Here is a 19700-nt window from a genome sequence, read left to right on the forward strand (position 1 = left end):
CCGACCCTCGCCGCTGAGGGAGGGCGGCTACCCTCTCTCAGCGTTCCTTTCTGACCCATTCGGCAGCGAAAGTCATAAGACAAGCAATTCCAGGAAAAGTGTGAAACGGTTTTCCGTCCGGAATTGCGCAACAAAGACGCCCGGCCGTCGATCCGCCGATACCGATCCGGCACTAAAGCGCGTCGCGTTCGACCGTCGTCATGCGACGCGCTATAGGTTCTTGTTTTGATGCATGGTCGTTATCGCAAAACCGCTGCACACTTTTGCGCGACATGCATTATCGATCGGAGCGGCCCCGCCAAAGCGTCGCAGCACGCTTGTGTTGGCAGGGCAAGGGTCTCGTTCTATTGGAAGAGCCATGCTGTTTTGGGTCATAGCCGCACTCCTGACGCTGGGCGCAAGCTTGGCGGTGCTGCTGCCGTTGGCCGGCGGATCGAAGAACGCGTCCGCTGCCGGCGATCACGACCTTGAAGTCTATCGCGACCAGCTGGCCGAGCTTGACCGCGATATGGCGCGTGGCCTGATCCGGCCAATGGAGGCCGAAGAGGCACGCGCCGAAATCGCCCGCCGCATCCTTCGCCTGAGCAATGCCGGCCACGCCGACGAGACGGCGACGCAGCCGTCGCGGTCGACAAGGCTGGTGGCGACGGCGGCCGTGCTGCTGGTTCCGCTGGTCAGCTGGGGCCTCTATGGCCAGCTCGGCTCACCCGACCTGCCGTCGCAGCCGCTCAGCGAACGCCTGGCCAAGAACCCCGCCGACAGCTCGGTCGACGAGCTGATAGCCCGCGCCGAGGCGCATCTGGCGGCCAACCCATCCGATGGCCGCGGCTGGGACGTGCTGGCGCCGGTCTATCTGCGCATGCAGCGATACGCCGATGCGGTGACCGCCTATCGCAACGCCATCCGCCTCGACGGCGACAGCGCCGCCCGCCAGGCGGGTCTTGGCGAGGCGATCGCCAATGCGGCCGGCGGCATTGTCTCCGCCGAAGCGCAGGCGGCTTTCGAGGCGGCGTTGAAGCTCGATCCGGCCAATCCGAAGGCCTCGTTCTATCTCGCCATGGGCATGGCACAGGAAGGCCGCATAGCTGAAGCCACGGCGGCCTGGCAAAAGATGCTTGCCGCCTTGCCGCAGGGCTCGCCGTGGCGCGGCGCCGTCGAGCAGGCGCTGGCCGAATCCGCCGCCCGCAGCGTCGCTTCTGAGGCGCCCGCGAAAGGGCCGAGCGCCGAGGATATCGATGCTGCCTCCTCGATGTCGCCGCAGGACCGGCAAGCCATGATCAGCACCATGGTTGCCGGCCTCGACGAAAGGCTTCGGCAAAATCCGCGCGACGAGGAAGGGTGGATGCAGCTCGTTCGTTCCTATGCCGTGCTGGGCAAGACAGATCAGGCGCGTGACGCGCTCAATCGCGGTATCGCCGTCTTTGGCGCGGACAGTGACCAGGCCAGGAAATTCACCGCCTTTGCCGCCTCGCTTGGCGTGACGGCGACGGAGTAGACGATGACGCGCAAGCAGAAACGACTGTCGGTGATCGCAGCGGGGCTGGGGTTTCTCGGTGTTGCCACGGGGCTGACCTTCTATGCGCTTGGCCAGAAGGCCTCCTATTTCTACATGCCGGCCGATCTGGCCACCGCCAGCCTTCAGCCGGGCCAGCGCATAAGGCTCGGCGGTCTTGTCGAAAAAGGCACGGTCGAGCGTGGCCAAGGCGCCACCGTCGCCTTTTCGGTGACCGACAACCAGAAGGACGTCAAGGTCACCTATACCGGCATTCTTCCCGACCTCTTCCGGGAAGGACAGGGCGTGATCACCGAAGGCTCGTTTGGCCCTGACGGAATCTTTGTCGCCGACAGCGTGCTGGCCAAGCATGACGAGACCTATATGCCCAAGGAAGTGGCCGACGGCCTCAAGGCCAAGGGCGTATGGCAGGAGAGCAAGAGTGACTAGCGGGTGCGGTGACAATGGTTGAAACCGGACATTTCGCCCTGGTCCTGGCGTTTGCGCTGGCCCTGGTGCAGACGATGGTGCCGCTGTTCGGTGCGCGCACCGGCAACCACAAGATGATGGCCGTCGGCGCACCGGCCGCGCTGACCGGCTTTGCCTTGACGGCGCTGTCTTTCGTGGCGCTGGCAACCGCCTACGCCGGCTCCGACTTCTCGGTTGAGAGCGTCTGGGAGAACTCGCATTCGCTGCAGCCGCTGATCTACAAGATCACCGGAACCTGGGGCAATCACGAAGGTTCGATGCTGCTCTGGGTGCTGATCCTGACCTTCTTCGGCGCGCTCGTCGCCGTCTTCGGCGGCAATCTTCCGGCGACGCTCCGGGCCAATGTGCTTGCCGTGCAGGGAGCGATCGGCGCCACTTTCTTCCTGTTCATCCTGACGACGTCGAACCCGTTCGTCAGGCTCAATCCGGCGCCTATCGAGGGCCGCGATCTCAACCCGATCCTGCAGGACCTCGGCCTCGCCATCCATCCGCCGCTGCTTTATCTCGGCTATGTCGGTTTCTCGATCTGCTTTTCCTTCTCTGTCGCTGCCCTCATCGAGGGCCGCATTGACGCTTCGTGGGCGCGCTGGGTAAGGCCGTGGACATTGGTTGCCTGGATGTTCCTCACCGGCGGCATCGCCATGGGCTCCTACTGGGCCTATTACGAGCTCGGCTGGGGCGGCTTCTGGTTCTGGGATCCGGTCGAGAACGCATCCTTCATGCCGTGGCTGGCGGGCACGGCGCTGCTGCATTCGGCGATCGTCATGGAAAAGCGCTCGGCGCTGAAGATCTGGACGCTGCTTCTGGCGATCCTGACCTTCTCGCTGTCGCTGCTCGGCACCTTCCTGGTGCGTTCCGGCGTGCTGACCTCGGTGCACGCATTCGCCACCGATCCGACGCGTGGCGTGTTCATTCTCTGCATCCTGACGCTGTTCATCGGCGGCTCGCTGGCGCTGTTTGCCTTGCGCGCCTCCCTGCTGACGGCCGGCGGCCTGTTTCACCCGATCTCGCGCGAAGGCGCGCTGGTCCTGAACAATCTGTTCCTGACCACCGCCACCGCCACCGTGCTGGTCGGCACGCTCTACCCGCTCGTCGTCGAAGCCCTATCTGCCGACAAGATTTCGGTCGGCGCGCCGTTCTTCAACCTGACATTCGGCCCGCTGATGGTGCCGCTCTTGGTCGTCGTGCCGTTCGGGCCGCTACTCGCCTGGAAGCGCGGCGACATTTTCGCGGTCGCCCAGCGCCTGATGGCGGCTTTCGCGGCGGCGCTGCTCGCGGTGCTGGTGACGGCCCTGTTCATCGATGGCGCTTCGGTGTTGGCGGCACTCGGTGTCGGCCTTGCCTTCTGGCTGATCTGCGGCGCGCTCACCGATCTCGCCGTCAAATCCGGCTTCGGCACCGTCGCGCCCGCCACCATGCTCAGGCGCTTCGCCGGCCTGCCGCGCTCGGTCTTCGGCACAGCGCTTGCGCATCTCGGCCTCGGGCTGACAACGCTCGGCATTGTCGGCACGCTTTGCTTCGGGACCGAAAAAATCCTGTCGATGCATGCCGGCGAGACCGTCGAACTGTCCGGCCACAAGCTGCGCTTCGAGGGGCTCTACCCGGCCCAGGGGCCTAACTACAGTGAGGATCGCGGCCGCTTCACCCTGCTTGGCGCCGACGGCAGCGTCGCAGGCGAGATCACCTCGGCCAAGCGCTCATATCCGGTGCGCCAGATGACCACGACCGAATCCGGCATCAGGACGATCGGCTTCAGCCAGCTCTATCTTTCGCTTGGCGACGAGGGCAGCGATGGCTCTGTGGTCGTTCGTCTGTGGTGGAAGCCGCTGGTGACGCTGATCTGGGGCGGCGGACTGGTGATGATGGCGGGCGCGGCGATGTCGCTGCTCGACCGCCGCCTGCGCGTCGGCGCACCGTCGCGCCGCAAGGCTGCGGCCGGCGTGCCATCGGCGAGCCTGCAATGAAAAGGGCCACGCTGGCCTCGCTGGTCCTGCTGCTGGCGCTGTTGTTCGCCGGCGCCGCGCAGGCCGTCAAGCCGGACGAGGTGCTGGCCGACCCGGCACTCGAGGCGAGGGCGCGCGCATTGTCGGAAGGCCTGCGCTGCATGGTCTGCCAGAACCAGTCGATCGACGAGTCCGATGCCGACCTCGCCCGCGACCTGCGCGTCCTTGTGCGCCAGCGCCTGGTCGCCGGCGATACCGACCGGCAGGTGATGGACTATGTCGTTTCGCGCTACGGCGAATTCGTGCTGCTGAAGCCACGCTTCAATCTGCGCAATGTTTTGCTCTGGGGGACGCCAGTTCTTCTGCTGCTCGTTGGCGGGACATTCATCCTGCTGGCCGCCCGCTCGCGCCGTTCGACGGTGACCGCTGCATTAACTGCCGAGGAACAGGCGGCGCTGGACAAGATGCTCCGCCGCGATTGATCGATACATTACGAAAGTTTCATGTACCGGAAATGGCGCCGTAATGTGCGGCCCTCTATTTCCTTTGTCGAGGATGCCAATCAAGGGGCGTCCCTTGAAAAGAGGATACGATAACCATGAATGTTGCCCCCAATTCATATCTACGCACCCGCAAACGCCTTTTGGCCGCAGCCGCATCCCTGGCCATTGCCGGCGCGATCGGCTTTGGTGCTGTTGCCACCGGGACAGCCCCGGTGCTGGCCGACGCCGTGCGTGTCGAGGCACCGCAGGTCCCAAGCTTCGCCGATGTGGTCGAGCGCGTTTCGCCGGCGGTTGTCAGCGTGCGCGTCAAGGCCAAGATCCAGTCGACGGCCGATGACGGTTCCGGCCAGATGGACGACGAGGACGGTCTAGGCAATCTTCCCGACAACCCGCAGCTGCGCCGGTTCTTCCGCGAATTCCGCGGCTTTGGCGATCAAGGCGGCGATCAGGGCCCGAACGGAATGCGCCGTTTTGGACACCGTGACCGCAACAACGACCAGCCACGGCCGGTGGCGCAAGGGTCCGGTTTCTTCATCTCCGATGACGGCTATCTCGTCACCAACAACCATGTCGTCGAGGAGGGCACCGCCTTCACCGTGGTGACCAATGACGGCAAGGAACTCGACGCCAAGCTGATCGGCACCGATCCGCGCACCGATCTTGCGGTGCTCAAGGTCGATGACGGCAACAAGTTCACCTATGTCGACTTCGCCGATGATTCCAAGGTTCGCGTCGGCGACTGGGTGGTGGCTGTCGGCAATCCGTTCGGCCTCGGCGGCACGGTTACCGCAGGCATCGTTTCGGCCCGCGGCCGCGACATCGGCGCCGGTCCCTATGACGACTTCATCCAGATCGACGCCTCGGTGAACCGCGGCAATTCGGGTGGCCCGACCTTCAACCTCAACGGCCAGGTTGTCGGCATCAACACCGCGATCTTCTCGCCGTCGGGCGGCAGCGTCGGCATTGCCTTCGACATTCCCGCTTCGACCGCCAAGCAGGTCGTGCAGGATCTGATGAAGAACGGTACAGTCCAGCGCGGCTGGCTCGGTGTCGAAATCCAGCCGGTCACGCCCGAAATCGCCGAGTCGCTTGGCCTTGGGTCCGGCAAGGGCGCGCTCGTTGCCAGCGCGCAGGACAACGGTCCCGGCAAGAAGGCCGGCATCACCGCCGGTGACGTGATCACCCAGGTGGACGGCAAGGACGTTGCTTCGCCGAAGGAACTCGCCCGCCTGATCGGCGCTTACCCGCCCGGCAAATCTGTCGATGTCACGGTGTGGCGCAACGGCAAGAGCGAGGCGGTCAAGGTCGATCTCGGCAAGCTGCCGTCGAGCGACAAGCAGGCCTCGGCCGACCAGCAGCCTGCCCCAGCGCCGAAGACCGACACGCTCGCCGATCTCGGCCTGACCGTCACCAAGTCTGACAATGGCAAGGGCCTTGTGGTGACCGATGTCGAACCCGACAGCGATGCCGCCGATCGCGGTATCCAGCCCGGCGACGTCATCACCTCCGTCAATTCGGCGGAAGTGAACGGCGCCGGCGACGTCGACAAGGCGATGGCCGACGCGGTGAAGTCCGGCCGCAAGGCGGTGCTGATGCAGATCACCCGCGACGACAGCAACCGCTTCGTCGCACTGCCTGTCGCCAAGGGCTGAGCGCATGACCCCGAACACGTATTCCGTTTTCGGAAAGGCTCATGCGCCGATTCAAGGTGCTAGAGCGCCCTTTGCGCGTCCAAGAGGACGCGCGGCGCTCTAGTGGTCGACTTTTCCGGTGCGGCGGTTTTCAACACCCCCGAGCCGCCGCACGGGAAAGCACGGGGCCTGAATACGTTCGTCAGTCATCGTGTTCCGCCCCAGCGGCAGCGGGCTTCCCATCGCCCGCTGCCGCTCGAACATGCCGCTCAAGGCGTGAAGCGGTTTTAGGCTACGACATGCTAAAACAAAGACTTACCGCGTATCCCTGAATCACTTTGTTCGCGATACGCCATGGAGAAGGCCACGATGCATATGCCGGCCACTCAATCTTCCAGCGAAATCGCGTATAACGGTTCTATGAAGATTCTCGTCATAGAAGACGATCGCGAGGCAGCCGACTACCTGCAGAAGGCGTTCGCCGAGGCCGGCCATACCGCCCATGTCGCCGGCGACGGCGAAACCGGCTTCGCGCTCGCCGATTCCGGCGACTATGACGTCATGGTCGTTGATCGCATGATGCCGCGCCGCGATGGCCTGTCCGTCATTGCCGGGCTCAGGTCCCGGGGCAATACGACGCCCGTGCTGATCCTGTCGGCGCTCGGCGAAGTCGACGACCGGGTCACCGGTCTGCGCGCCGGCGGCGACGACTATCTGACCAAACCCTACGCGTTTTCGGAACTGCTCGCCCGCGTCGAGGTGCTGAACCGCCGCGCCAGCGCCAGGGAAGCCGAAACCGTCTACCGGGTCGGTGATCTCGAACTCGACCGGCTGTCGCACTCGGTGCGCCGCGCCGGGCGCGAGATAACGCTGCAGCCGCGCGAGTTCCGCCTGCTCGAATATCTGATGCGCCATGCCGGCCAGGTGGTGACGCGGACCATGCTGCTCGAGAATGTCTGGGACTACCATTTCGATCCGCAGACCAATGTCATCGACGTTCATATCTCGCGGCTGCGGGGCAAGATCGAGAAGGGCTTCGACAAGCCGATCCTGCACACGGTTCGCGGCGCCGGCTATATGCTGAAAAGCGGCTAGAACCCCATGGCTCTTTCCGTGCCGGCCATCATGAAGACGACGGCAGCGCGGCTTTCGGCGCTCTACCTCCTGCTGTTCGCCATCTGCGCGGTGCTGCTCGTGTTCTACATGACCTCGCTGTCGGCGCGCATGCTGACCGGCCAGACCCAGGACACGATCAACGACGAGGTGCTCGGCCTCGCCCGCGCCTATCAGCGCGGCGGCCTCCCGCTGCTGGTCCGCGTCGTCGAGCAGCGCTCCCGCCAGCCCGGCGCCAATCTCTATCTGATCGCCGATGCCAACGGCCAGATCCTGACCGGCAACGTGCAGAGTCTGGAGCCGGGCGTGATCGAGGCCGAGGGCTGGACTACCGAGCCGTTCTCCTACCGCCGCTTCGGCGAGGGCGAGCTCGAGCGGCAGCGCAACCCGGTCTCCGACCCGAACGAGCCCGCCCAGAGCGAAGTACAGGCCGAAGGCGAGAAGGGCCATAACGCCATTGCCCTGGTGCTGCGCCTGCCCAACCAGATGATCATGCTGGTCGGCCGCGACCTCGGCGAGCCGGAGCGCTTCCGCGCCGTCATTCGCCGCGCTCTGATGCTGGCGCTCGGCATGATGGGCGTCGGCGGGCTGCTGATCTGGTTTTTTGTCGGGCGCGCGGCGCTGAAGCGCATCGACAGCGTGTCGGAGGCGAGCCGCCGCATCATGGGCGGCGATCTTTCCGGCCGGCTGCCGGTCACCGGCGCCGGCGACGAGTTCGACCGGCTGTCGGAAAACCTCAATTCCATGCTGGCCAGGATCGCCACGCTGAACGAGGGCCTGAAGCAGGTCTCCGACAACATCGCCCACGACCTGAAAACGCCGCTCACCAGGCTGCGCAATCGCGCCGAGGCGACGCTTTCCGGCAAGCACAACACCAGCGACTACCGGCAGGCGCTGGAAGGAACGATCGCCGAATCCGATCAGCTGATAAAGACCTTCAACGCCATCCTGATGATCTCGCGACTGGAAGCCGGCTATTCCTCGGAAAGCACCACCAGGGTTGATCTGGCCGCTGCCGTGCACGACGTCGTCGAACTCTACGAGCCGGTAGCGGAGGAGGCGGGCGTGACGCTCGAAACTTCGGTGCAAGGTTCCTTCGCCGTCAACGGCAATCGCGAGCTGATTGGCCAGGCGCTGTCCAACATCGTCGACAACGCGATCAAATATTCGACCGACTCGACCTCCAGGCCTACGGTTCGCGTGACGCTGGAGCGTGTCGGTAGCGAGATCAGACTCGCCGTCTCCGACAACGGCCAGGGCATTCCCGACGATGTTGACCGCGCCAGGGTGACCGAGCGTTTCGTGCGGCTGGAAAAGAGCCGCTCGCAGCCGGGATCCGGCCTTGGCTTGAGTCTCGCCAAGGCGATCATGACATTCCACAATGGACGGCTTGAGCTTCTGCCCGGCAATCCCGGATTGTCGGTCGTCATGAGTTTTCCCGGGCGGGACGATCGCTGATGGTTGCAAGGATAGCAGTGCGACGCCTCGAAACGGACTGGCTGTTGAAGCCGGCGGTAGAGCTCGTTCCACTGGATGCAAGCCGCGCCAGGCAGGAATTGTCGGAGATCGCCGACGCCGCGCGGCAAAAGGAACTGCCGCGACTGGCGAAATCTCTCGCCGGCAAGGGGGTCGTCCAGGATTTCCTCGCCGCCGTGTTCGACCTGTCGCCGTTCCTGCGCGATACCGCGCGCCGCCGGCCACGGATACTCGATGCGCTTTTCGACGGGAGCGTCGAGGCGCGGCTGTCATCGATCGGCGCCGCGGTCGACACGGCAGCACGCGTAGAGGCCGTCTCCGAAAGCAGCCTGATGATGGAGCTGCGCCAATGTAAGGCGGAGGCGCATTTCCTGATCGCCTTGGCCGATCTCGCCGGCGAGGCCGAGACCTCGCTGACGGTGCGGCGACTGAGCGACCTTGCCGACGCCTGCACGCGTGCGGCTGTCGATTTCCTGCTCCGCGACGCGCATGAGCAAGGCAAGCTCCGATTGCCGGATGCCAAAAATCCGGCGCGACGCTCGGGCTGGATTCTGCTTGGCATGGGCAAGCTCGGCGCGCATGAGCTGAACTTCTCCTCCGACATCGACCTCGTCGTCTTCTTCGACCCCGATGCGCCTGCCGTCGTCGATCCGCTCGATGCCACAGAGCTGTTTTCGCGCCTGACCCGCCGGCTTGTTCGTATCCTCCAGGACCGCACCGAGCACGGTTACGTCTTCCGCACCGATCTCAGGCTTCGTCCCGACCCCGGCTCGACGCCGCTGGCGATCCCGGTCGAGGCGGCGCTGCGCTACTATGAGGCGCGCGGCCAGAACTGGGAGCGCGCCGCCATGATCAAGGCCCGCCCGGTGGCTGGCGATCTTGCCGCCGGCGCCGCGTTCCTGAAGGAACTCCAGCCCTATATCTGGCGCAAATACATGGACTATGCGGCGATTGCCGACGTCCATTCGATCAAGCGCCAGATCCATGCCCACAAAGGCCATGGCGAGGTCGCGGTCAAAGGCCACAATGTCAAGCTCGGTCGCGGCGGCATCCGCGAGATCGAGTTCTTCGTCCAGACCCAGCAGCTTATCGCTGGCGGCCGCTTTCCCGAACTGCGCGGCCGCGAGACCGTGCCGATGCTCGGCGAGCTCGCCGCGCGCGGCTGGATCACCGCCGACGCGCGCGATGCGCTCACCAGGCAATACTGGTTCCTGCGCCGCGTCGAACATGCCATCCAGATGATTGCCGACCAGCAGACGCATATCCTGCCGGAGGACGAAGAGGGGCTGGAGCGCGTCGCCCGCATGCTGGGCTTTGCCGATGCAGCAGGCTTTGCCGAAACGTTCCGCGCGGCGCTGCACCAGGTCGAGCGCCACTACGCAGCGCTGTTCGAAACCGCGCCGGAGCTTTCGGCCGGCATCGGCAATCTGGTCTTTACCGGGGACGTCGACGATCCCGATACCTTGCAGACCTTGCAGCGGCTCGGCTTCCAGCGGCCGAGCGACATCTGCCGGGTTATCCGCGGCTGGCACTTCGGCCGCTACCGCGTCACCCGGTCGGCGGAGGCGCGCGAGCGGCTGACCGAACTGACGCCGGCGCTGCTGCAAGCCTTCGGCCAGACGCGGCGGGCGGACGAGGCAGTGATCCGCTTCGACGAATTCCTTGCCGGCCTGCCTGCCGGCATCCAGCTGTTTTCGCTGCTGCAGTCGAATCCGGCTTTGCTGAAGCTGATGGCGACTATCATGGGCGCGGCACCGCGGCTGGCCGCCATCATCACGCGCCGGCCGCATGTCTTCGATGGGCTGCTCGATCCGGCGCTGCTGAGCGAACTGCCAAACCGCGCCTATCTGTCGGCGCGCCTTGCCGCCTTCCTCGAAGGCGACAGAGCCTATGAAGACGTGCTCGACCGGCTGCGCATCTTTGCTTCGGAGCAAAAATTCCTGATCGGCGTCAGGCTGCTTGCCGGGTCGATCGACCCGCCGCGCGCCGGCCGCGCTTTTTCCGATCTCGCCGACCTGACCATCGAGGCGGCATTGCAGGCGGTGATGGCGGAATTCGCTTTGCGTCATGGCTATATTGCCGGCGGCCGGGTCGCCCTGCTCGGCATGGGCAAGCTCGGCAGCCGCGAACTGACGGCGGGCTCCGACGTCGACCTCATCCTGCTCTACGATCACGACGCCGATGCGGAGGAGTCCGACGGCGACAAGCCGCTTGCCCCGTCGCATTACTACAGCCGGCTGACACAGCGGCTGATCGCCGCCGTTTCCGCGCCGACCGCCGAGGGCGTGCTCTACGAGCTCGACCTTCGCCTGCGGCCGTCCGGCAACAAGGGGCCGGTGGCCACTCATGTCGACGCCTTCAAGAAGTATCAGCGCCAGGACGCCTGGACATGGGAGCACATGGCGCTGGCGCGGGCCCGCACGATCGGCGGCGATGCCGAGCTCTGCCGCGAGATCGAAGGGGACGTTGCCGCAGTACTCGCTCTGCCGCGCGATCCAGCCAAGGTGATGGCCGAGGCATCCGAGATGCGCGCCATGGTCGACAAGGAGAAGCCGCCGCGCGATCCCTGGGACATCAAGCTGATCCCGGGCGGCCTCATCGATCTCGAATTCATTGCCCAGGTTGCGCTGATCACCGGAAAGATCGAGGCAGGCCGCAGGGCCACCGGCACGGCTGAGGTCCTGTCGCGCCTGGCGCCGGATTTCGCCAAGCCCCGGGTCAGGCAGGAACTGGTGGATGCCTATTCGCTCTATCTGGCGCTGACCCAGATGATACGGCTTTGCCTCACCGGCGCGTTCGAACGCGACGACGTTCCGCCAGGGCTTTCCGATCTGCTTCTTGCGGTCACCGACCTGCCGGATTTCGGGGTGCTTGAAGCGCACCTCAAGGAGACGTCGCAGAAGGTCAGAAAGGATTTCGACCTTCTGCTTCGTGCGAAACAACCGTGACGGCAACCAGCCGTACGGGCGAGAGCATCGGGCCCAAAATTGCGACCTGCTTTGGGAGGTTCCGATGTTCAATCAAAGAGATAGAGCGGGGGATTGAAGGTCCGCCGCTCTAGCATCGGGGGTGACGATGCAACAGGAGAAGACCATGAGAAAGACAACCAGACTTGCACTCGTTTTCGCAGCCCTGGCCGGCGCCGTCGGCACCGCTGCCTATGCAGACGAGCACTCCGTGGCCGGGCCGCGCGACGGCATGATGATGCGCCTCGGCAAGGTCATGAAGGACAATGACGGCACCATCACCTTCGACCAGTTCTCCGACGCCATGAACGCGCGGCTGAAGAAGATGGTCGCCGACAATGGCGGCAAGCTGACCGTGGCACAGCTCGCCGACGCGCTCGAGAAAGCACGCTTCGAGCAGATGGCCAGGCGCATCATCGCCCGTTACGACACCAAGGGCAACGGCACGCTGACCGCCGATGACATCACCAGCCGCCAGAAGAAGGTCTTCGCCATGCTCGACCGTGACAATGACGGGAAAATCGAGAAGAACGAACTGCCGAAGGGTCCCGGCGGTCACCGCCAATGGGACGGCGAGGGCAATGATGGCACTGACGGCATGCAGTGAGAAGTGATAACGCTCCGGCGGTGCGAGCCGCCGGAGACTTATTTTGTCATTCAGGCGGCGGCCTTGACCGCCTGCGCGGCTTTCTTGATCGGGATGCGTACCGAGACGATCGTGCCGGTGCCTTCGGTCGAGCGGATCTTCAAGGCGCCACCCTGAAGTTCGGCCAGCGAGCGCGAGATGGCGAGGCCGAGGCCGGAGCCGGCATGGCTCTTGGAGAACTGGTTTTGCACCTGTTCGAATGGCCGCCCGAGCTTGCTCAGCGCCGCCTTCGGGATGCCGCAGCCATTGTCCTCGATCGTCAGGATCAGCGCGCTGGAAATGCTGCGGGCTCTGACCGAGATGTGGCCGCCTTGCCCGGTGAACTTCACCGCATTGGACAGAAGGTTGATGAGGATCTGCTTGATCGCCCTGCGGTCGGCGAACAGCGTCAGCGAATCGGCGATGCGGGTTTCGACGGTGATCGACTTTTCCGCCGCCTGCAGAGAAACGACGCGAACCGTCTCCCTGATGAGCGGGCAGAGATCGATTTCTTCCTGATCCAAGGCGAACTGGCCGGCCTCGATCTTCGACATGTCGAGGATGTCATTGATCACACCGAGAAGATATTTGCCGCTGCCGTTGATGTCGGTGGCATACTCTTCGTAGCGCGGCGAGCCCAGCGGCCCGAACAGCCGCCGCTCCATCAGTTCCGAGAAGCCGATGATCGCGTTGAGCGGGGTGCGCAACTCGTGCGACATGTTGGCCAGGAATTCGGATTTGGCCCGGTTTGCCGCTTCGGCGCGCTCGGTTTCCTTCATGTATTTGCGATTGAGTTCGACGAGCTCACGCGCCCGTTCTTCTTCCGCGCGGCGGGCAAGGCTGAGGTCATGGATTGTCGCCATCAGCCGGCGCTCGCTGTCGACCAGCTTCTCCTGGTGCAGCTTGATCTGGGTGATGTCGGAGCCGACAGAGACGGTACCGCCGTCCCTTGTCCGCAACTCGTTCACCTGCAACCAGCGGCCGTCGGCAAGCTGGCGCTCGAAGGTCACGCCTCCCTGCGGTCCGTTGGTGTTGGCAAGCCGCCGCTCCGAGGCGAAGGCCAGCATGCGTTCCTCCAGAACGGCGCGCGGAGCGCCCGGCATCACGTCGCGATCCAACAGGCCGTTGTCCTGCTGGTATTTGGAATTGCACATGATCAGGCGCTCGGACGAATCCCACAGCACGAAAGATTCGTTGATGTTTTCGATGGCCGTCCTCAGGCGCAGGTCCGCCGCTTCGGAGCGCAGCGCCAGATGCCGCTGCTCGGTGACGTCGACGGCGATGCCGATCAGCTGGATCTCCGGCGCTTCCGGGTCGATAACGTGTGCTCTTGCGCGCATCCAAACCCATTGCCCGTCGGCATGGCGCATCCGGAACACCTGGTCGATATGGTCGATCTCGCGTGCGACGATCCTGTTGGCGAGTTCGAACAAATCGCCGTCCTCGGGATGAATGATTTCATCGACTTCGCCGAACGACAGCATCGTGTCACAAGGCTCGTAGCCCAGCATGTCGTACATCGAGCGCGACCAGTACATCTTGCCGCGCACCATGTCCCAATCCCACAGGCCGCAGCGGCCGCGCACCAGCGCCATGTCGATGCGCTGGTGGGCTTCGAGATAGATGCGATCGGCGGCCTGGGCGCGCGCCGCCTGGCCGAAATAGGCGTAGAGGATGATGATCAGCACACCGGCCGTCAGCACGAACAGCGTGACGTTGAGTGAGACCGTCTTGCGCCAGGCGTCAAAAACTGCCTCCCGCGGCACGAACGCTGCCGCGGCACCCTTTCGGCCGTTCGCCAGGCTCACTGCCGCGTACCAGTCCTGTCCGCCGATGCTGACCTCCATCACCCCGGCGCGGTCGCCGAACATGAACAGCGGCTGCCCGCCCTGTACGACGCCATCGAGCGACCGGCCCTCCCAGTGCATCGACTGCGGCGATACGGCAATGATCTTGAAGGCGCTATCGGTGATCGCCAGTACGTGGCTTCGGCCCATCGCGCCCTGACGACCGGTGCTCTCCAGCAGGTCCTGGATCGCGCCGGGCGTGGAACCCATGGTCGCATCGGCAGCGATCGAACTGGCCAGTTGGCCGGCGGCCAGCGCAAGGATCGCCTTGGCGTCGCGCTCGATCTCGTCGCGCTCGTTCATCAGTGACAGAAAGCGCAGTACTGCGATGATCAACAGAAACATGATAATGAGGGCCGGTATCGATCGCCGCAACAGCGGCTCGGCTGCCAGCAGCCGTCGGTAGGCAGGTTCGGCGATGAGCCGCGTATTGCCCGCGAGACCGTCGCTTCGCGCCTCGCGCCGCCCAAAAGCCGTCCCACCGGGCGCGCCCCACGCGTCCGCCTTCGCCATAAATGGCACTCCCCGATTTTCTGTCCCGCTTGACGATCCGGCAACGCCGCACTTCCGAATCGTCACTAAAGAATCAAAGGTGATTCGCCTTGTCCAGAGGCGCGGCGAAAAAAGATTAAAAATCGACTAAAATAACTGGGTTTTCGGGGGGTCTTCCCTTTTTCCCACAAGGGGACAACGGAGGTCGCTTACGCCAGGGTGCGCTCGACGATGTCTCGCAAATCGGCCGACAGCTTCTCGGTATTGGCGATCGAAAGCAACGCCTCCCTTGCCTTGGCCTGCCGCACCGGTTCGAGCGAGCGCCACGACCTGAGCGCCGTCGCCAGCCTGGCGGCCACCTGCGGGTTGCGTTTTTCGACCTGCAGCACCGTTTCGACGAAAAGCCGGTAGCCTTGGCCGTCGGTGCGATGGAAGCCGGTCTGGTTGGCGCTGGAAAACGTGCCGATGAGTGCCCGTACCCGGTTCGGGTTGGCCATCGAGAACGCAGGGTGGCCTGTCAAGGCGCGCACCGCGTCGACGGTTTGCGGGCCGGGCACGCTGGCCTGGATCTGGAACCATTTGTCCATGACCAGCGGATCGGTTGCATATTTCGCCTCGAAATCCGCCAGCGCCTTGGTCGCCTCCGGTGAGCCATGGTGACGGTGCGCAAGCACGGTCAACGCCGCGGCCCGGTCGGTCATGTTGGTCGCCGATTGGAAGTGCCCGGCAGCGAGTTCCGCACCTCCCGGCAGCAAGGAGAGATAGTCCAGCAGGACATTGCGCAGCGCCCGCCGCCCGGCACTGGCCGCGTCCGGGCTGAACGGACCAGTGTCGGCAAGCCGATCGTAAAATTTGGAGAATATCTCGCGGTTGGCCTCGGCGATTGCAACCGCCAGCGCCTCGCGCGCCGCGAAAATGGCGTCGGGGTCGATGTTCTTGCCGATGTCGCGGGCGATATCGGCCTCGCCGGGCAGCGCCAGCGCCAGTGCCCGATAGGCGGGTTCGAGCGCTTCGTCGCCGGCTATTTTGCCGGCAAGCCCGGTCAGCCGGGCGCTGAACTCGGGTTGCTTGTGGTCCAGGATCTGGCGGAAGGCTGCAATCAGCGCATCGGTCAAAAGCGAGTTGAACGACTGCCAGCGCGAGAAGGCGTCGCTGTCGTGGCCAGCCAGAAAAAACTGGTCGTCGGGCCGCTGCTCGACCGAAAGTGTCACCGGCGCCGAAAAGCCGCGGTTGAGCGACATGGCTGGACGCTCGGCAATCCCGGAAAACCTGACGACATGGCGGCGTTTGCGGATATGGATGACACCGTCCTCGACGTTCGCCCCTTCGGCGCCGCTGTGGGCTATCGCCTCGCCACCGGCGCCAACCAGGCCGAAGGCAAGCGGAATGTGCATCAGCCGCTTGCGGCTTTCCGACGGCGTTGGCGGCACCGACTGCTCGATTTCGAGCGTGAATTCCCGCGCTGCCGGATTATACGCCGAACTGACGGTCAGGTTCGGCGTACCGGCCTGATGATACCACAGCGAAAACTGCGACAGGTCGCGACCCGAGACGTCTTCGAACACTTTGATGAAGTCTTCGATCGTCGCCGCCTGGCCGTCGTGACGTTCGAAGTAGAGGTCCATGCCGGCGCGGAACGTCTCGGCGCCGAGGATGGTATGGATCATGCGCACGACTTCCGAGCCTTTTTCGTAGACCGTCGCCGTGTAGAAATTGTTGATCTCGCGGTAGCGGCGAGGCCGGACCGGATGCGCCAGCGGCCCTTGGTCCTCGGGAAACTGATGGGCGCGCAGCGTACGAACCTCGGCGATGCGCTTGACGGCGCGCGAGCGCTGATCGGCGGAGAATTCGTGGTCGCGGAAAACCGTCAGGCCTTCCTTCAGGCAAAGCTGGAACCAGTCGCGGCAAGTGATTCTGTTACCTGTCCAATTGTGGAAATACTCATGGGCAATGATGGCCTCGATATTGGCGAAATCGGCGTCGGTCGCGGTTTCCTGGTCGGCCAGCACATATTTGTCGTTGAAGATGTTGAGACCCTTGTTCTCCATTGCGCCCATATTGAAGTCGGACACGGCGACGATGTTGAAGACATCGAGGTCGTATTCGCGGCCGAATGCCTCCTCGTCCCATTTCATCGACCTTTTCAAAGCGTCCATGGCGTAGCCGGCGAGCCTCTCCTTGCCCGGTTCGACATAGATTCCGAGCTCGACCCTGCGGCAAGACAGGGTGACAAAACTGTCCGAGATCTTGCCGAGGTCGCCCGCCACCAGCGCAAACAAATAGGACGGCTTGGGGAAGGGGTCGTGCCAGACCGCATAGTGCCAGCCGCCGGCAAGCTCGCCGCTGCCGGCCGGGTTGCCGTTGGACAAAAGCAGCGGCGCCTCATTGCGCTCAGCTTCGATACGCACCGTATAGACCGACAGGATGTCGGGACGGTCGAGGAAATAAGTGATGCGGCGAAAGCCTTCGGCCTCGCATTGCGTGCAATAGACGTCGCTCGAGCGATAGAGGCCCATCAGCGCTTCGTTCTGCGCCGGCGCCAACACGGTTTCAATTCTCAGCTGGAAGCGCCTTGTCGCAGGGGGGCTGATGATTGTCAGTTGATCGGGCGTGACGAGAAAATCCGCAGGGCTCGGCTCCTGGCCGTCGATGGCGATGCCGCGGAGCGTCAGCCCGTCGCCATCCAGCACCAGTGGCACCGACGCCGCAATCCCGTCGCGGCGTTCGACCGTCAGCACGGCGGTCACATGCGTTGCTTCAGGCGAAAGGCGGAAAGTCAGGCTGGTTTCCGGAATGAGATAATCACTGGGGCGATAGTCTTCGAGCTTGAAGACCTGGCCGGTATCTGTGCGCATTCCTTGATTTTTCCTGTCGATCCGGGTGCGGCGGGCGGGTCCGCTGGTCCAAATAATTTGAAGTCTGCGCTCTTTACACGAAACGCTCCCTCGACAAAACTGCAGCGACGTCTATTTCAGGCGATCATTTCCCAAGCATCATCGCGAGGCTTCCATGACCGTCGTCACGCCGAAATTCGGAACGAGCGCCTCTGTGTTGTGTCGCGAGGATGTGGCCTTCATCAAGGGCGCGCGGGAGGCGGGTACGATCGGGTCGACGCCTGCCGCGCTCAATGCGGTGACCGACGCGCACTACCGCACCTACGGCATCAGGCATATCGACATGCCGGCAACGCCGGCGTGCATCTGGGCGGCGATCGAGGAAGCAAGAGGGGCGTGACAGCCAGACCGGATTTGCCAGTGCTTGCAGTTGGCGACCTTGCCGGCGAGCACAGCACGCTGACCGGAATCTTGCTCAAGATCGTATCGGTGGCGGTCTTCGTCGGCATGTCGTCCTGCATCAAGGCGGCAGGCACCGTCCCGGCGGGCCAGATCGTCTTCTTCCGCTCCTTCTTTGCCATTTTTCCGATCATCGCCTTCCTCGCCTTCCAGGGAAAACTCGGAACCGCCTTTTCGACAAAGCGCCCGCTCAACCACATTGCGCGCGGCGTCGTCGGTGTCTGTGCCATGGGGCTCGGCTTCTTCGCGCTGACGCGGCTGCCGCTGCCGGAGGCGATCACACTGAACTACGCGCAGCCGCTGCTGGTCGTGGTGTTCAGTTCGATCTTCCTCGGCGAAGCCATCCGCATCTATCGCTGGAGTGCGGTTGCCGTCGGCCTGGTCGGGGTGCTGATCATCTCGTGGCCGGAACTGACGCTGCTCAGTTCGGGCGCTGCCCTTGGCGATCAGGAGGTGCTTGGCGTCATCGCCGCCCTGATAGCCGCGGCGATCTCGGCCATCGCCATGCTCCTGGTTCGCAACCTCGTCCAGAGCGAGCGGACGGCGACCATCGTGCTGTGGTTTTCGGTAACCGCGAGCGTCATGGCGCTGCTTTCGCTGCCATTCGGCTGGCAGGCGCTGACGCCAGCACAGGCGGGGCTTCTGATTGCCGCGGGTTTTTGCGGCGGGCTTGGCCAGATTCTGATGACCTCGGCCTATCGCCATGCCGAGGCTTCCGTCGTAGCACCTTTCGAATACACTTCGATGATCCTCGGCGTCGTCGTCGGCTATCTGGTCTTTGGCGATATCGCCACGATCAACATGCTGGTCGGCGGCATGATCGTGGTTGCGGCGGGGATTTTCATCATCTGGCGCGAGCGCCAGCTGGGTCTCGAACGCACCCGCACCCGCAAGGCCGTCGCGCCGGAAGGGTGATCAGCCCGCTGCGTCGGTCCGCTCTTTCGCCAGCCGCATCAGCACCGCCCGCGTCTGCTCGTCGGCGGGGAAAAAAGATTCGATCGCCAGCTCCGCCAGCGTCACGTCGAGCGGCGTGCCGAACACGGTGATGGTGCTGATGAACGACAGCACCGCGTCGCCATGGGCAAGCTTGAGCGGATGGACAATCGCGTTCGGTTCGACCGGCGCCGGCCGGCTGCTTTTAAGGCCGGACGGATAGGCCCGAAGCTCGCGCTCGAGCTCGACCAGAACCGGATCGGCGGCAGCGTCGTTCTGCCGCTTCAGCCGCTCCAGAAGATGCGTCCGCCATTCCGCAAGGTTGACGATGCGCGGCGCGATGCCGCCGGGATGCAGGCTGAGGCGCAAAACGTTGACCGGCGGCTTCAGCAGGGAGGCGTCGGCGACATTGGCGAGGAACGGGCCGATGGCGGCGTTCGCCGACACCAGGTTCCAATGCCGGTCGACGGCAAGCGCCGGGAACGGCTCGTGCGCCTTGAGCACGGTCTCGACCGCCGCCATCGCCGGTGCCATCGAGGCATCGTCAAGTGGTCGTTCACTGAAGCTCGGGGCAAAGCCGGCGGCCAGCAGCAGCTGGTTGCGCTGCCTGAGCGGGATCGAAAGCTGCTCCGCCAGATGCAGCACCATGTCACGCGAGGGTGCGGCGCGGCCGCTTTCAACGAAACTCAGATGCCGCTGCGAGATCTCGGCCTCCATGGCGAGGTCGAGCTGGCTGATGCGCCGGCGTGTACGCCATTCGCGAATGAGACTGCCGGCGGAAATCTGGGCTGCTGTCATAACGAGATGACTAGGCCGGCAGTGGGCGCATTTCAATTACCTGCGAGATCATGATGCCGCCCTTCCTTCCTCGCAAGGGGAGGACGGAAGACGCGTTCT

At 64.1% G+C, this 19700-nt stretch carries 14 protein-coding genes; 11 read left to right on the forward strand and 3 right to left on the reverse strand.

What is annotated here, in order from left to right; genetic code table 11:
- Positions 1-358 precede the first annotated feature (358 nt).
- From ccmI to NKJ15_RS30270, 9 genes are all read left to right on the forward strand, one after another.
- Complete coding sequence (gene ccmI, locus NKJ15_RS30230) at positions 359-1495, forward strand: c-type cytochrome biogenesis protein CcmI (RefSeq protein ID WP_352471011.1); 1137 nt, start codon at positions 359-361, stop codon at positions 1493-1495.
- Between the two features lie 3 nt (positions 1496-1498).
- Entirely contained in the window at positions 1499-1942 is a 444-nt protein-coding gene (ccmE, locus tag NKJ15_RS30235) for a cytochrome c maturation protein CcmE (RefSeq protein ID WP_352471012.1), read from the forward strand.
- Positions 1943-1956: 14 nt separating this feature from the next.
- On the forward strand, positions 1957-3945 hold the full coding sequence (locus NKJ15_RS30240; protein ID WP_352819404.1) for a heme lyase CcmF/NrfE family subunit: 1989 nt from the start codon (positions 1957-1959) through the stop codon (positions 3943-3945).
- Positions 3942-4406: a cytochrome c-type biogenesis protein gene (locus NKJ15_RS30245; protein WP_352616899.1), complete on the forward strand. Its 465-nt coding sequence runs from the start codon at positions 3942-3944 to the stop codon at positions 4404-4406. The genes NKJ15_RS30240 and NKJ15_RS30245 overlap by 4 nt, the downstream gene beginning before the upstream one ends.
- A 116-nt stretch (positions 4407-4522) precedes the next feature.
- Positions 4523-6079 (forward strand): Do family serine endopeptidase, encoded by a 1557-nt coding sequence (locus tag NKJ15_RS30250; RefSeq protein WP_352616897.1) that lies wholly within the window; start codon positions 4523-4525, stop codon positions 6077-6079.
- A gap of 399 nt (positions 6080-6478) precedes the next feature.
- Entirely contained in the window at positions 6479-7153 is a 675-nt protein-coding gene (locus NKJ15_RS30255; RefSeq protein WP_254819962.1) for a response regulator transcription factor, read from the forward strand.
- 6 nt (positions 7154-7159) lie between these two features.
- Positions 7160-8629: a sensor histidine kinase gene (locus NKJ15_RS30260; protein WP_352819406.1), complete on the forward strand. Its 1470-nt coding sequence runs from the start codon at positions 7160-7162 to the stop codon at positions 8627-8629.
- Positions 8629-11595, forward strand: coding sequence for a bifunctional [glutamine synthetase] adenylyltransferase/[glutamine synthetase]-adenylyl-L-tyrosine phosphorylase (locus NKJ15_RS30265; protein ID WP_352819408.1), 2967 nt, complete (start codon positions 8629-8631; stop codon positions 11593-11595). The genes NKJ15_RS30260 and NKJ15_RS30265 overlap by 1 nt, the downstream gene beginning before the upstream one ends.
- A gap of 145 nt (positions 11596-11740) precedes the next feature.
- Positions 11741-12220 carry an EF-hand domain-containing protein gene (locus NKJ15_RS30270; protein ID WP_352471018.1) on the forward strand — a complete coding sequence of 160 codons (480 nt, stop codon included), beginning with the start codon at positions 11741-11743 and terminating at the stop codon, positions 12218-12220.
- A gap of 50 nt (positions 12221-12270) precedes the next feature.
- Here NKJ15_RS30270 and NKJ15_RS30275 read toward each other — a convergent pair whose 3' ends face one another.
- Complete coding sequence (locus NKJ15_RS30275) at positions 12271-14598, reverse strand: PAS domain-containing sensor histidine kinase (RefSeq protein WP_352471019.1); 2328 nt, start codon at positions 14596-14598, stop codon at positions 12271-12273.
- Between the two features lie 188 nt (positions 14599-14786).
- Positions 14787-17432 carry an aminopeptidase N gene (pepN, locus tag NKJ15_RS30280; protein WP_352819410.1) on the reverse strand — a complete coding sequence of 882 codons (2646 nt, stop codon included), beginning with the start codon at positions 17430-17432 and terminating at the stop codon, positions 14787-14789.
- Positions 17433-17586: 154 nt separating this feature from the next.
- On the opposite strand from pepN, the gene NKJ15_RS30285 reads away from it, so the two are divergent.
- Positions 17587-17811 carry a hypothetical protein gene (locus NKJ15_RS30285; RefSeq protein ID WP_352819420.1) on the forward strand — a complete coding sequence of 75 codons (225 nt, stop codon included), beginning with the start codon at positions 17587-17589 and terminating at the stop codon, positions 17809-17811.
- Complete coding sequence (locus tag NKJ15_RS30290; RefSeq protein ID WP_502897762.1) at positions 17808-18785, forward strand: DMT family transporter; 978 nt, start codon at positions 17808-17810, stop codon at positions 18783-18785. The genes NKJ15_RS30285 and NKJ15_RS30290 overlap by 4 nt, the downstream gene beginning before the upstream one ends.
- Here NKJ15_RS30290 and NKJ15_RS30295 read toward each other — a convergent pair whose 3' ends face one another.
- Positions 18786-19601, reverse strand: a complete 816-nt coding sequence (locus NKJ15_RS30295; protein WP_352819411.1) for a helix-turn-helix domain-containing protein — start codon at positions 19599-19601, stop codon at positions 18786-18788.
- Between the last annotated feature and the right edge of the window lie 99 nt (positions 19602-19700).

The sequence above is a fragment of the Mesorhizobium sp. M0207 genome, from assembly GCF_040321995.1.
Lineage (GTDB): Bacteria > Pseudomonadota > Alphaproteobacteria > Rhizobiales > Rhizobiaceae > Mesorhizobium.